We start from the raw sequence: 14,208 nt of genomic DNA on the forward strand, positions 1-14,208 counted from the left end.
CCTTCTTATGCGGTGATGTGGGTGTTCAAGAGTTCAATGAGGCGATCGGCAACGTCGCTGGGGTTTACGGTTTCGCCGATCTCATCAGTGATTGAGGTGACGCCCGCGTCGGCGATGCCACACGGGACGATCATGTCGAACCCATCAGTGGAGTTCGAACAGTTGAGCGCCAGACCGTGCATGGCCACGCCCTGGTGGATGCGAATCCCGATGGCCAGGATCTTGCGTTCCGGCTTAGTATCGGTTGCAGGTAGCCACACTCCCGAGCGACCGTCGACCTGCCCGGCTTCAATTCCGTACTCGGCCAGAAGTTCGATTCCGGCTTTTTCAATTTGGTCCACATACAGGCGAACCTGGTGTGCTTCACGCAGCCGGTAGATGGGGTAAATAACCAACTGGCCGGGGCCGTGCCACGTAATTTTCCCACCTCGGTCAATGTCGATGACCGGTGTTCCGTCCCGAGGTCGTTCATGGGGTTCCGTGCGTTTCCCAGCCGTGTATGTGGCATTGTGTTCCAACACGAGGAGCGTTGATTCGCGAGTTCCGTTCACCACGTCGCTGTGGTACTGATTCTGCACGCGCAGTGCATCTGTGTAGTCAACAAGGTCGGGAGCAAAGCCCAACTTTTCGACAGTGAAAGCCATAACGACAACCCTAGACCCCTTAGCGACCACACCCAAATAGAGAAAACTAAATGCTCAACCCTAGTTTTTCTACGTTAAACAAAGTATTCTAAACACCATCAAACGACATCAAACAATGCTGTTGGGTCGTCGAAAACGTGAACGGATTTACTTTCATGGAACCCATTGAAGAGTACTTGCGGAACCTCCACAAGAAGAACAGTCCACGCAGTCAGTCCCGTGAGCACACTGGGCAAGAAGCACAGGCAGTGCGCGAGGACGCCGCTAGTGCGCCCACAACTGAGCTACCCACAGTTGTCGCTGCACTCCGCAACAACGAAGCCCAGAACACCGGTCAAAAATCCGGCCGCACGCAACCGTCTCCCACGCGCGCCAGCCGCAGAAGCAAGCGCACCCGTAAACGACCTCGGCGGTACGACCTTATGATCATTGCCGCTGGTGTAGCTGTCGTGGCGGTCATTGTGGGGATTGCGTTTATTCCGCGGGGGAGCGAGCGAACCGTCGCGCACCACGCACCAGCCAGCACGGCAAGCCCCGGGGAGGAGGGCAAGGCCGCACATACGCCACCAAGCAAGCAGGACAATCCACCGTCTCAGGACGAGTCGGCTCACGACGCCGTCATCCGGTTGTGCAATGAACGCGCACTGGCCTTCAGCACCACGGACGAAGATCTCCTGCGCTCTCTCACGGTGGACGGATCGCCGGCACGCAAGGCCGAGAAGTTCGGCGACATCCACAAGTACGGGGGAGCGGACATCGCAATCGACGCAACGGACATCGACGTGGTGAAAGAAACCCCAGAATCGGCCGTGGTCACCGCAACCGTCACCGCACACCCGGAAACCGGCGTGCGCCTCACGCTCACACTTAAGAAGGTGGACAAGAGGTGGCGCGTCTGGGAGGTCACAGAGTAAGTAGGAATAAACAAGGCGGGAGGTGTCTACACACCTCCCGCTTTGTTCTTAGCGCGATTTACAGGTCAAGGTCGGCTTCGAAGTTTCCTTCTTCCAGGCGAGCCTTGATGGTCTGCAGGAAGCGTCCTGCGTCAGCACCGTCAACCAGTTCGTGGTTGTAGGTCAGTGGCAAGTAGACCATGTCGCGGATCGCGATCGATTCCTCACCGTCTTCGGTCTTGACCACGACTGGGCGCTTGGTGATAACACCGGTACCCAAAATGCCCATCTGAGGCGCGTTGATGATTGGTGTGTCGAACAGCGCGCCCACCGAACCAATGTTGGTGATCGTGAAAGTTCCACCGGACAGCTCGTCGGGACCGATCTTGCCGGAACGCGTGCGCTCAGCAATGTCGTCGATCGACTTCGACAGTTCAGCCAGCGACATTTCGCCTGCATCCTTGACAACAGGAACCAACAGACCACGTTCAGTGTCTACCGCGATTGCCAGGTTCTCGTGGTCGAAGTACGTGATTTCCTTCGCGTCCACGTCGTACTGTGCGTTGACCTTAGGGTGAACCTGCAGTGCTTCGACAACAGCCTTTGCGAAGAACGGCAAGAAGGTCAGCTTAACGCCGTGAGCGCTCTGGAATGCGTCCTTGTGCTGCTTGCGCAGACGGGCGACGCGAGTCATGTCCACTTCGATCACCTGAGTGAGCTGAGCGGAGTTCTGGAGCGATTCGCGCATGCGTGTCGCAATGGTCTGGCGAATACGGGAAGCCTTTTGCGTGGTGCCACGCAGCTTCTTCACGTCCTCTGGGATCTCTACCTTGTGAGGACCCTTAGCAGCAGGCGCCGAGGTGGCTGCAGCTGACGAGGTAGAAGTAGCGTTGAGGACGTCTTCCTTACGGATACGTCCGCCCACTCCCGTTCCTTCAACAGTGTCAAGGTCAACGCCCTTTTCGCGTGCCAGCTTACGCACCAGTGGGGTCACGTATGCGCCAGCGTTAGGACGTGAGATGCCCTTGACGGACTGCGTCTTGGTTTCTGCAGGCTTGTCGGCTTCCTTCTTAGGCTCCTCGTTAGGAGCTTCTTCCTTAGGAGCTTCTTCAGCCTTAGGCTCTTCCTTCTTAGGCTCCTCCTTAGGAGCTTCTTCCTGAGCCTTTTCTTCCTTAGGAGCCTCGTCCTGTGGAGCGGCGTCTTCATCGGCAGAGTCGTCTGCGGAAGCGTCGCCGGAGCCGATGCGTGCCAGTGGGGCACCGACCTCGACCTCGTCGTCTTCAGCAGCGAGCTGTTCAAGAAGAACACCGGCTACAGGTGAAGGAATTTCGGTGTCGACCTTGTCGGTCGAAACTTCGACAAGCGGTTCGTCGACCTCAACCTCTTCGCCAACTTCCTTGAGCCAGCGAGTGATGGTTCCTTCAGTCACCGACTCGCCCAGGGCAGGCATAGGAACCTCGCTGGACTCACCCGATGACGCTGGTGCGGACTTCTCCGACTTGTCTTCTGAAGCGTCGTCAGCCGAGTCGTCCTCAGCGTTGTCATCCGAAGCGTCTTCAGCAGGTGCTTCTTCAGCTGGCTCTTCAGCCTCTTCCTCAGGTTCTTCCTCAGCTTGGTCCTCAGACGAGTCGCCACCACCGGAGCCATCGCCGATGATTGCGAGGTCTCCGCCGACTTCTACGACGTCGTCCTCGTCAGCAAGAATCTTTTCGAGGACACCCGCGTATGGGCTGGGGATTTCGGTGTCGACCTTGTCGGTCGAAACTTCAAGTAACGGTTCGTCGACTTCAACTTCTTCGCCGACTTCTTTGAGCCAGCGCGTAACGGTACCTTCGGTGACGGATTCACCGAGGGCTGGCATCTGTACGGAGTTAGACATGTGTATTCCCCTGAATCAGTTGTGGAAGTGGAGTGGCTTACCGGCAAGGGCGAGCATTGCTTCGCCGATTGCTTCGTTCTGAGTTGGGTGCCCGTGGATGAGGTGTGCGACCTCTTCTGGGAACGCTTCCCAGTTGATGATGAGCTGCGCTTCACCAACCTGTTCAGAGAAACGAGCTCCGATACCGCACAGACCCACAACTGGGCCTTCTTTGACACGGACGGCCTTGACGAAACCGTTGGTCTTAAGAATTGCAGACTTAGCGTTACCACCCAATGGGAACTTCACGCTGGCGATCTTGTCTTCGCCGTACTTTTCCTTGGCCTGGTCCTCGGTGAGTCCCACGGAGAAGATTTCAGGCTCTGAGTAGGTGGCACGTGGCACACCGTTTTCATCGACTGGAGTTGGCTCAAGTCCCGCAATTTCTTCTGCCACAAAGATTCCGTGTCCGAACGAACGGTGGGCCAGCTGCAAACCAGGAACGATGTCACCGACTGCCCAAATGTTGCCAACGCCGGTGTGCAGGCGTTCGTTGGTGACAACGAATCCGCGGTCGAGCTTCACACCTGCTTCTTCGTAGCCGAATCCAGCTGTGACCGGTCCACGACCAACGGCGACCAAGAGAACGTCAGCTTCGAGTTCTGAACCGTCTTCGAGCTGAACCTTGACACCGTTGTCGTCCTGTTCGACGCTCTTGAACTTCACGCCCAGTTTGGACTTGATCTTGCGACGACGGAATGCTTTTTCCAGTTCCTTCGAAATGTCGGCATCTTCGTTAGCGACGAGGCGGGGGAGTCCTTCAACAATCGTGACTTCCGAACCAAGCGAGGACCAGATGCTTGCGAACTCACAACCGATCACACCGCCACCCAAAACGATCGCGCTACCTGGCACCTCGGTGTGGCTCAGCGCTTCAGTGCTGGTGAGAACGCGGCCACCAATTTCGATTCCGATCGTCTTCGGTTCGGAACCGGTAGCCAGAATGATGTTCTTGGCGTCGAGCTCAAGTTCACCTTCATCAGTGGACACGGTCACCGTGGACTGGTCCTTCAGCTTGGCTTCACCGCTGATGAGGTCAACGCCGTCGGCCTTGATCATGCCGGACAGGCCCTTGTGGTTGCGGTCAACAATTCCATCTTTGAACTTGATGGCCGCTTCCATGTCGACGCCCTGGAACTCGGAAAGGATACCGAAGCTCTTGGAGTCACGGACGCTGTGAGCGACTTCCGCTACGTGCAACAGCGCCTTGGTAGGAATACACCCGCGGTGGAGGCATGTTCCACCTACTTTGTCGCGTTCGATGAGTGCGACCTTCATGTCAAGCTGTGACGCACGGATCGCAGCTGCGTAACCAGCTGTTCCGCCTCCCAGAATGACCAAGTCGTACGAGTTCTTAGATTCAACCACGATGAGCTCCTCATACTCGTGAAAACAAATTGCCGTATCAGCGGTTATTCTTATCTTTCCACGAACTGGGAAAGATTTGGCAACACGTTGCGGGAAGAAAGCCGAATGTGGTGCGAACAACAGTAGAGTTCACACCACATTCCATGCTTGACATCCGCACAATCGTGCGCGAGACCAGAGTTATTTGCTCATTGAGCGGGCAAACTCAATAAGCGTCCGCACTGGAACACCGGTCCCGCCTTCGGGCGTGTAACCCCATGGGCTGGTCGTGAACGATGGCCCAGCAATGTCGATGTGTGCCCATTCAGTACCTTCTTCAATGAATTCCTTCAAGAAGATACCGGCTGCCAACATTCCACCTTCGCGTGTACCAGAGTTCTTCAAGTCGGCAGTCGCAGAGCGGAACTGTTCGCGGATTTCCTCAGGGAACGGCATTGGCCACACCTGCTCTCCGGACTCGTCAGCCGCCACACAGACGTTGGCCCGGGTGGCCTCGGTACCCATCACACCCGTCGTGCGCTTACCCAGTGCCACAATCTGAGCGCCGGTGAGCGTTGCAATGTCGATAACGACATCTGGGCTGTCCTTCTGCGCGGCAACCAGACCGTCTGCCAACACCAGGCGACCTTCAGCATCGGTGTTGGTGATCTCAACGGTCTTGCCACCCAGAATTGTGACAACGTCGGACGGGCGCTGAGCGTTGCCGTCAGGCATGTTTTCGGCCAGGCACAGCCATGCGGTGACCTTGACATTCAGACCGAGGTCGGCGACGGCGAACAGAGTGTGTGCGGCTGCCGCTGCACCACCCATGTCCGACTTCATTTCCTCCATCGACTGAGCAGGCTTGAGAGACAGACCACCGGAGTCGAAAGTGATTCCCTTACCCACAAGCGCCAAGTGCTTCTCAGCCTTCTTAGGGGAATACTCGAGCTTGACCAAGCGTGGGCCACGCGCAGAACCACGGCCCACACCGTGCAGACCGCCGTAACCATTTTCTTCTAGGTACTTGGCGTCATACACCGTCGCCTTGACCTTGCGACCCTTGGACAGTTCGCTCACACGGTTAGCAAAAGTTTCCGGGTACAGGTCCAGTGGAGGCTGATTCACCAAGTCGCGAGCACCAATCACACCGGACGCGATAGCGCGGGCTTCCTCGACAGCGTCCTTGAACTTCTTAGCCGTAATCACGGTGATCTCGGACGCGGTCTTCTTCTTTTCGTTTACATAGTCGTTGTAGCGGTACGCGCCCAACATGGCGCCCAACGTGATCGCAGCTGCGACCTCGGCGGTGGGGGTGGGAATCGCAAAGGCGACCGACACCTCGGCGTCCAACCCGCGATTAAATGACCCTACGTGCTGGCGGAGCTTTTCAAGGTCATCTTCCAACTTCTCAACTTCACCAACGCCAATGACCGCGACGCTCTTAGCACTCACACCTTTGGGTGCGGCGACACGCACAGACGAACCAGCTTTACCGGCGAAATCGATCGCATCAAGCGCACCCGTGAGCTCTTTGACGACCGATTTGTCCAACTCAGCGAGAACAGCGCCGTTGTGCGCCTTCGCAACCACCAAAATGTCAGCCTTGACCTTCGATGCAGACGCATTCGAAGCCGACACTGAAAGCGGGACTGTTGGCATAAGTAACATTCCTTCCGTTTATTGGGTTCTTTTCGATACTAGTCGAATCAGCCCGATACGATGAGGGTGTGTATGACTTCTTGTTTCGCAACGTCCTGACTCACGTCGACCCAGAGCGCGCACACCACATGAGCATGGCAACGCTCAAAGCGCTGGACACGGCAGGGCTTGGTTCGTATCTCGCCGAAATGTACGGGACTGCTCCCGATCCTGTGAACGTGCTTGGTCTCCAGTTCCCCAACCGTGTGGGTCTGGCGGCAGGATTCGACAAGAACGGAAGCGCGATCCGCGCGTTGTCCCGGTTGGGATTTGGCCACATCGAAGTGGGAACCATCACCGCCCACTCGCAGCCGGGCAACCCCAAACCACGCCTGTTTAGGCTCACGGATCACCGCGCGATCCTCAATCGCATGGGCTTTAACAACGATGGGGCGCGGCAAGCAGTCTTCAATATCAAATCCGAGCTCAAGAAGTTGCGAGTTCTGCCTGAGTCACGCCGGCCCATCGTTGGGATCAACATTGGAAAGACCAAAGTCGTTCCTGCAGATGACGCGGTGAGTGATTATGCGACATCGGCGCGGCTGTTGAGCCCGCTTGCGGACTACCTTGTTATTAATGTCAGTTCGCCCAACACCCCGGGATTACGGGACCTCCAAGCAATCGACACGTTGCGTCCAATTGTTGACGCTGTACGCGATGAAGCAGATACGGCTGTGCGCAACCCGCGCTCAACGCTAGGGCACGTACCGCTGCTGGTGAAGATCGCACCTGATCTGAACGACCAGGACATCTTGGAAGTCGCTGACATGTGCATTGACGCCGGGGTAGACGGTCTCATTTGCACAAACACCACCATTAACCGTGACGTTCTTTCCGGAAAGGACAAGGAACTGGCTCAATCAGAGGCCGGCGGCATCTCCGGTCGCCCCGTTGCTGACCGGTCCGTGGAAGTCCTTCGGCTCATCCGCGCGCACACGGATGCGCTCACGCTGGTATCCGTAGGCGGAATAGAAACTGCGGCCCACGCTCACGAGCGTCTGGCCGCAGGTGCGTCGCTGGTACAGGGCTACACGGGCATGATTTACCGTGGACCCGGCTGGGCGTCACAAATCACGAAGGGTATTCGCCACGCTTAACCTTGGCGCGCGGAGTGCGCAGAACTCGTAGCTGGATCGCGCGCATCGTCGCGTAGAATCCCAGACCCCGTTCCAGGTTCTCCTTGCCACCAAACTTCTGGGCCATGCGCCCTCGGAGCTGGTAGTTGAGGAAGATCGAATCCAGGATGATCAGTGCGAACAACCCGTAGACCACGATTGTCGCGTACAGCTGGATCTGCTGATTGCTGAAAATACCGATGAGCAAAACCAGCACTGCCACTGGAATGAGCAACTCACCAATCGAGAACCGAGCGTCCACGAAGTCACGAACGTAGCGTCGCTGCGGCCCTTTGTCACGGGCAGTCAGGTAGCGCTCGTCACCCTCGAGGACACCTCGGCGGGCTTCGTCACGCTGTTTAGCCATTTCCGCACGGTACTTGCGCTTCGCCTCTTTCCGGTCATCGGGCACCAGCGAGCGTTTCCGCTTCGCTTCCTGCTCTTTGCGGGTGGGCGTGGGCTTGTTCTTTTTAGCTTCGGCATCGCGAACGGTCGGCTCCTCAGGAGCCGTGTTCTGCTCAACTTCTTGAGCGTCCGTCGCTTTGTCTTTTTTCCGTCCAAACACGCCCAACATAGTATCGGAAGTATGACTAACAACTCTCACCCTGCCCAGGCGGGTCCTTCAGATTCCAATGTTTCCGACACCCTGACCCCAGAGAACTTGCGCACGGCCCTCGATGCTGAGTTTGACCACGTGCTTTCTCAGCTCTCCGAGCTCGTGGCTATCGAATCCGTCGCATGGCCGGCCTATGACCGTCGCAATGTGGAAAAGAGCGCCGAGGTCGTTGCCCAGATGGCGCGCGAACTGTCGTTCGACTCGGTTGAGATTCTCACCGCGCAAACACCCGACGGTGATGACGGCTACCCAGCTGTTGTTGCGCGGAAAGAAGCACCAGAAGGTCGCCCCACTGTCGTTTTGTACGCTCACCACGATGTTCAACCAACCGGCGATGTGGCGCTGTGGCAGACCGAACCGTTCGTGGCAACCGTAAAGGGCGACCGCATGTATGGGCGTGGCGCAGCCGATGACAAGGCCGGCGTCATGGTCCACCTCGCTGCGCTGAAGCTTCTGGGTGACAAACTCAATGTGGGAGTCGTCCTTTTCATCGAGGGAGAAGAAGAGGCGGGCTCGCCGAGCTTCAACAACTTCCTGCACACGTACCGCGACAAGCTCGAAGGCGACGTTATCGTCGTAGCCGACTCGGGCAACTGGGCGGAACGCGTTCCTGCGCTGACCGTGAGCCTGCGTGGAATGGTGGCGCTCGAGTTCTCACTCAGCACCCTGAAGCACTCGGTCCACTCTGGTATGTACGGAGGCGTTGTCCCTGACGCAGGTATGGCTATGATCCGTCTGCTGGGAACGCTCCACAACGCAGACGGATCCGTTGCGGTTGAGGGACTCGTTCAGAGCGAAGACGTCGCAAGCGACTATGACGAAGCGACCATTCGTAGGGACTCCGGTGTTCTCGACAGTACAGAACTCATTGGTTCCGGTCCGTTCTCAAGTCGCGTGTGGTCCAAGCCTGCGCTCACTGTGATCGGCATCGACATTCCTGATGTAGACCACTCGTCGAACACTTTGCAATCATCTGTGCGCGCCAAGGTTTCCATGCGGTTAGCTCCGGGCCAGGACCCGCAGGACGCTTTGTCAAAGCTTAAGCAGCACCTGAAGGAAAACGTTCCATTCGGTTCCACGCTCGAGTTTGGCCCAGAGGAGTCGGGCGCACCGTGGCAGGCGAACGTGGACGACCCTCGCGTCGCCGTTGCAAAACAGGCGATCACCGACGGTTTTGGTGCAGACGTCGTCGAAATGGGACTCGGAGGGTCGATTCCGTTCATTGCCGACCTCCTAGAGGTTTTCCCTCAAGCTTCGATTTTGGTCACCGGCATCGAGGACCCAGACACGCGTGCTCACAGCGCCAACGAGTCGTTGTTCTTGCCGGACTTTAAATCGGCTATCGTGTCTGAAGCTCTATTCCTGCACCGTTTGGGAAAATCCGAGTAAGACAAGCGGAATAGAATACGCGTACAGTACGTTAGGCATAAACAGACGACGTGTCATTGACGAGTTGACCAGTTATTAAGGAGTACACATGACCGCACCTGCAACCCACGGTGTTGAACTTTCGACGGTTGCCGCCGACAAAGTCCGTAGCCTCCTTGAACAGGAAGGTCGCGACGACCTCCGTCTGCGCATTGCGGTACAGCCCGGTGGATGCTCTGGTCTCATTTACCAGCTCTACTTCGATGAACGCATGCTCGACGGTGACGCGGTCCGCGACTTCGACGGCGTCGAAGTCATTGTGGACCGCATGAGCGTTCCATACCTCGACGGCTCCACCATCGACTTCTCCGACACCATCGAAAAGCAAGGGTTCACCATCGACAACCCCAACGCGCAGGGATCCTGCGCGTGCGGTGACTCCTTCAGTTAAAACTCGCCGCTCAACGAAAACTTCAACGACCTCGGCGATGGACCCCAGGGACCTGTGTTGCGTCAGCAACGAACTCACGGTGCCTGGGGTTCTTTCTGCTTACCGCAGCGGTCTGTTTCCCATGGGGGTAGGCGAGCAGGGGAGTGGACCGATTGGGTGGTGGTCGCCCGTGCGCCGCGGTGTTTTGTTTCCGGGGGACTTGCGTGTGAGTAAGAGTCTGCGGAAGTCGGTGCGCAAGTTTGAGTTTTCTTTTGATGCCGCCTTTCCCGAGGTCGTTGACGCGTGCGCTGACCCCGACCGCCCAGGTGCATGGATTACGCCGCAGATACGCGACCTCTACCGCGAACTTCACGACCGAGGTGTTGCGCATTCGGTGGAAGTCTGGAAAGACGGCGAGCTTACAGGTGGCCTCTACGGCGTGTGGTTGGGGAAATTGTTCGCCGGCGAGTCGATGTTTCACCGGGTGACAGATGCGTCGAAGGCCGCTTTGGTCGAGCTAGTTCGCGTCCTTTCTGACGCGTGTGGAGACGCATGGATCATCGATACACAGTGGCAAACACCGCACCTCAAGAGCTTGGGCGTGTCGGAAATTGTTGCCGGGAAGTACCGCCAACGGCTTGAGTTAGCGCTACAAGATGTAGATTTTTCAGGAATTTCCCATAAATCGGGCAGTTAGCGTGAATTTCTACCGCATGTAGCGGTAAGGTGTATTCGTCAAGGTTTGTGTTCGGACCATTTGTGCTGGCTTCTTGCCACATAAAAAGGTTCGACTAGGTTTCGAAAGGCTGCACGTGGATTCTCCGAATCAGCCAGTACGCAAGTCTGGCGCACGCTGGGCTAAGCGAGTTGGTGTTTTAGGCGGACTCGCCAGCACGGTGCTTCTCGCCGGTTGTACAAAGGAACAGTGGGAGGTTGGATTCTTCCCACCAGAGTCAAAGGGTGCAACTAGCCACACCGACCACTACATTTCACTGTGGAACGGAAGCTGGATCGCATTGCTCGCCGTGGGTGCTATCACCTGGGGACTCATGCTGTTCTGCATCATCGCTTTCCGCCGTCGCAAGAACGACCGCGGTCTGCCAGTTCAGGTGCAGTACAACATGCCGGTGGAAATCTTGTACACCGTACTTCCGATCATTCTGGTTGTGGGCTTCTTCTTCGCAACCGTCAACACCCTCGACAAGACCGTCTACGACGACACGCCTGGCGAGGTGAAAGTCGAAGTCGTTGGTAAGCAGTGGGCGTGGGACTTCAACTACCTCACTGAAAATGCGTACTACGATGGCAAGCAGGTCAACCTCGACGGTACCGAGCAACCCGGAATCGACGCACCGACGCTGTATCTCCCATCTAACACTGACGTTGAGATCGAGCTTCGCTCTCGTGACGTTATCCACTCGTTCTGGATTCCTGCGTTCCTCGAAAAGCGCGACATGATTCCTGGGCGTGTTGAAACACTTCACCTTCGTATGGAGAAAGAAGGGGAGTACCTCGGAAAATGTGCTGAACTCTGTGGTGAGTTCCACGCAGAAATGATTTTCAACGTCAAGGTTGTTTCCCTTGACGAATACAAGGCGTACACCGAAAAGCTTAAGGCTGAAGGAAATGAGGGTCGCCTCGGACCAGAGCTGGACCGTACCGAATGGTACAAGAACCCTTACACCAAGGAAGGGGAGAAGTAATGACTGCCGTGGCGAATGAAACGCAGTCGGTCGTACACGAACCTAAGGTGCCCAAGAGCTTGGGCAAGGTCATCGTCAACTGGATGACATCGACCGACCACAAGACCATCGGGTACATGTACCTGATCGTGTCGTTCTTGTTCTTCTGCATCGGTGGTGTGATGGCGCTGTTGCTTCGCGCAGAGCTTTTCGCACCAGGCATGCAGTTCATTGAGACAAAGGAACAGTACAACCAGCTGTTCACCATGCACGGAACGATCATGTTGCTCATGTTCGCAACGCCCCTTTTCGCAGGATTTGCGAACGTGATCATGCCTCTTCAGATCGGCGCTCCCGACGTGGCGTTCCCTCGCCTGAACGCATTTGCTTTCTGGCTGTTCCTGTTCGGTTCACTAATCGCGTGCTCAGGATTCTTGACCCCTCAGGGTGCGGCCTCGTTCGGGTGGACCGCTTACGCCCCGTTAAGTAACACCACGTACACGCCGGGTATTGGCGGACACTTGTGGGTCATGGGACTAGCTTTCCAGGGATTCGGCACCATCCTCGGTGGTGTGAACTTCATTACCACTATCATCACGATGCGCGCGCCTGGTATGACGATGTTCCGTATGTCGATCTTCACATGGAACACTCTCATCACCGGTATCCTCATTCTGATGGCGTTCCCTCCTTTGGCAGCTTCGCTGTTCGCTTTGGGAGCCGACCGCATTTTCGGTGCGCACATCTTCAGCCCAGAGAACGGTGGACCAATTCTTTGGCAGCACCTCTTCTGGTTCTTCGGACACCCCGAGGTCTACGTGATTGCGCTTCCGTTCTTCGGAATCGTGTCCGAGATCTTCCCGGTATTTAGCCGTAAGCCCATCTTCGGTTACAAGATGCTCGTGTACGCAACGGTCACCATCGCAGCCCTGTCGATTTCTGTATGGGCACACCACATGTACGTGACTGGTGCAGTTCTGTTGCCGTTCTTCGCGTTCATGACCATGCTCATTGCGGTTCCTACTGGTGTGAAGATCTTCAACTGGATCTTCACTATGTACAAGGGTTCACTGACGTTCGAAACGCCTATGCTGTGGTCAATCGGATTCCTGGTGAGCTTCGTGTTTGGTGGTCTCACCGGTGTGATCTTGGCCAGCCCTGCTCTTGACCAGCAGATCGCCGACTCGTACTTCGTTGTGGCTCACTTCCACTACGTGATTTTCGGAACCGTTGTGTTCGCCATGTTCGCTGGATTCTACTTCTGGTGGCCAAAGTGGACCGGAAAGATGCTGAACGAAACGCTCGGCAAAATCCACTTCTGGTTGTTGTTCTTTGGTTTCCACGGAACCTTCCTCGTCCAGCACTGGTTGGGTGCCGAGGGAATGCCACGTCGTTACGCAGACTACCTACCTCAGGACGGATGGACTTTCCTCAACGAGGTGTCCACATGGGGTGCATTGCTCCTGGCGCTGTCCATGATTCCGTGGTTCTGGAACGTGTGGATCACCGCACGCAACGCACCTAAGGTTACTGTCGACGACCCATGGGGTTACGGTGGATCACTTGAATGGGCGACCTCGTGTCCACCTCCACGCCACAACTTCACGTCGCTGCCACGTATCCGTTCGGAACGTCCAGCATTTGACGCGAACCACCCCGAACTATTGGAACTCGCGGGACACCCACGCGACTCCTACTCACTGCCAGCTAAGAACGAAGGAGCTTCTAAGTGAAATCAGCCGGATGGATCATGCTGACCACTGCGTTCTTCTTCATTCCAGTGGGTATTGTGTACGGGTTCCTCACCAACTTCGAAGAGATGGTTGGGTTCCCAGCGCTCGTCGTGACCGGCCTCATGTCGATCATGGTTGGTGGCTACATTCTCTTGCACCACAAGAGCATTGGAGCCCAGCCGCAGGACAATGAGGCTGGCGAGATCTCGGATGAAGCCTACGAGTACGGCTTCTACAGCCCGTGGTCGTGGTGGCCACTGGTTCTCGCAACCGGTGCGGCGATTATGTTCGTCGGAGTAGCGGTTGGATTCTGGATCATGCCATTCGGAGCAGTGATCTCTCTTGTTGGTCTGATTGGCCTTGTCTACGAGTACGATCGTGGTGATCACGCCCACTAAGCGTTAAGTAGCGCAAAGGGGGCCACAGCGTTTTCACGCTGTGGCCCCCTTTGCGTATCTGGGTGTACTCGGTACTGTGCAAAGAGTCCACGCCTACACCCTTGCCCGTTACCTTGTGAGCTCCCCCGATGGCCGGGGGTCTGGTCGCTCGGCGTGCAAACCGTGGTCGTTCCCGCGACCGCGTCGGTGGAGCTGGTGATCCCGAGAGTCGCCGGTCAGGTCAAAGAGCTGAAGGAACATCGGCAACGGGACCGCCGTCGAGAGCGCGGGCCACCTCGCGGCCTATGCCGGGATCGCACCGGTCACACGAAGATCCGACACCTCGATCCGCGGCGAGTTCCCCGCCCGATCAGGTTTCCTGCC

General features: G+C 56.7%; 13 protein-coding genes. 8 read left to right on the top strand and 5 right to left on the bottom strand.

Annotated elements, in window-relative coordinates; all coding sequences use genetic code 11:
* Positions 1–5 precede the first annotated feature (5 nt).
* Positions 6–674: a lipoyl(octanoyl) transferase LipB gene (gene lipB / locus JOE56_RS00280; protein ID WP_338028586.1), complete on the bottom strand. Its 669-nt coding sequence runs from the start codon at positions 672–674 to the stop codon at positions 6–8.
* Between the two features lie 125 nt (positions 675–799).
* Here lipB and JOE56_RS00285 point away from each other — a divergent pair, with 125 nt between their 5' ends.
* Positions 800–1,558, top strand: coding sequence for a hypothetical protein (locus tag JOE56_RS00285; protein WP_204514329.1), 759 nt, complete (start codon positions 800–802; stop codon positions 1,556–1,558).
* 58 nt (positions 1,559–1,616) lie between these two features.
* Here the strand turns inward: JOE56_RS00285 and sucB are convergent, their stop codons facing one another.
* The 3 genes from sucB to JOE56_RS00300 form a co-directional block, all read right to left on the bottom strand.
* Positions 1,617–3,416, bottom strand: a complete 1,800-nt coding sequence (gene sucB / locus JOE56_RS00290) for a 2-oxoglutarate dehydrogenase, E2 component, dihydrolipoamide succinyltransferase (RefSeq protein WP_204514330.1) — start codon at positions 3,414–3,416, stop codon at positions 1,617–1,619.
* A 15-nt stretch (positions 3,417–3,431) separates the two neighbouring features.
* Complete coding sequence (gene lpdA / locus JOE56_RS00295) at positions 3,432–4,823, bottom strand: dihydrolipoyl dehydrogenase (protein ID WP_102237952.1); 1,392 nt, start codon at positions 4,821–4,823, stop codon at positions 3,432–3,434.
* A gap of 180 nt (positions 4,824–5,003) precedes the next feature.
* Positions 5,004–6,464 (bottom strand): leucyl aminopeptidase, encoded by a 1,461-nt coding sequence (locus JOE56_RS00300; protein ID WP_204514331.1) that lies wholly within the window; start codon positions 6,462–6,464, stop codon positions 5,004–5,006.
* A 68-nt stretch (positions 6,465–6,532) separates the two neighbouring features.
* On the opposite strand from JOE56_RS00300, the gene JOE56_RS00305 reads away from it, so the two are divergent.
* A complete protein-coding gene (locus JOE56_RS00305; protein WP_204514332.1) occupies positions 6,533–7,600 on the top strand; it encodes a quinone-dependent dihydroorotate dehydrogenase in 1,068 nt (355 codons plus the stop codon).
* Here the strand turns inward: JOE56_RS00305 and JOE56_RS00310 are convergent.
* Positions 7,575–8,192 carry a DUF3043 domain-containing protein gene (locus JOE56_RS00310; protein ID WP_102237949.1) on the bottom strand — a complete coding sequence of 206 codons (618 nt, stop codon included), beginning with the start codon at positions 8,190–8,192 and terminating at the stop codon, positions 7,575–7,577. The genes JOE56_RS00305 and JOE56_RS00310 overlap by 26 nt on opposite strands.
* Positions 8,193–8,204: 12 nt before the next feature.
* Between JOE56_RS00310 and JOE56_RS00315 the strand changes: the two genes are divergently transcribed.
* The 6 genes from JOE56_RS00315 to JOE56_RS00340 all read left to right on the top strand — a co-directional run bounded on the left by JOE56_RS00315 (position 8,205) and on the right by JOE56_RS00340 (position 13,845).
* Positions 8,205–9,623: a dipeptidase gene (locus JOE56_RS00315; protein WP_204514333.1), complete on the top strand. Its 1,419-nt coding sequence runs from the start codon at positions 8,205–8,207 to the stop codon at positions 9,621–9,623.
* An 88-nt stretch (positions 9,624–9,711) separates the two neighbouring features.
* Positions 9,712–10,053 carry a HesB/IscA family protein gene (locus JOE56_RS00320; protein ID WP_102237947.1) on the top strand — a complete coding sequence of 114 codons (342 nt, stop codon included), beginning with the start codon at positions 9,712–9,714 and terminating at the stop codon, positions 10,051–10,053.
* A 37-nt stretch (positions 10,054–10,090) separates the two neighbouring features.
* The gene (aat, locus tag JOE56_RS00325; protein ID WP_102237946.1) at positions 10,091–10,729 is read left to right on the top strand and encodes a leucyl/phenylalanyl-tRNA--protein transferase; all 639 of its coding nucleotides are present in this window, start codon (positions 10,091–10,093) and stop codon (positions 10,727–10,729) included.
* 115 nt (positions 10,730–10,844) lie between these two features.
* Positions 10,845–11,735, top strand: coding sequence for an aa3-type cytochrome oxidase subunit II (ctaC, locus tag JOE56_RS00330; protein ID WP_204514334.1), 891 nt, complete (start codon positions 10,845–10,847; stop codon positions 11,733–11,735).
* On the top strand, positions 11,735–13,447 hold the full coding sequence (gene ctaD, locus JOE56_RS00335) for an aa3-type cytochrome oxidase subunit I (protein ID WP_204514335.1): 1,713 nt from the start codon (positions 11,735–11,737) through the stop codon (positions 13,445–13,447). Before ctaC ends, ctaD begins: the two co-directional genes overlap by 1 nt.
* Positions 13,444–13,845: a cytochrome c oxidase subunit 4 gene (locus JOE56_RS00340; RefSeq protein WP_239272184.1), complete on the top strand. Its 402-nt coding sequence runs from the start codon at positions 13,444–13,446 to the stop codon at positions 13,843–13,845. The genes ctaD and JOE56_RS00340 overlap by 4 nt, the downstream gene beginning before the upstream one ends.
* The last annotated feature ends 363 nt before the right edge of the window (positions 13,846–14,208 follow it).

This window comes from Brevibacterium paucivorans (assembly GCF_016907735.1).
GTDB lineage: Bacteria > Actinomycetota > Actinomycetes > Actinomycetales > Brevibacteriaceae > Brevibacterium > Brevibacterium paucivorans.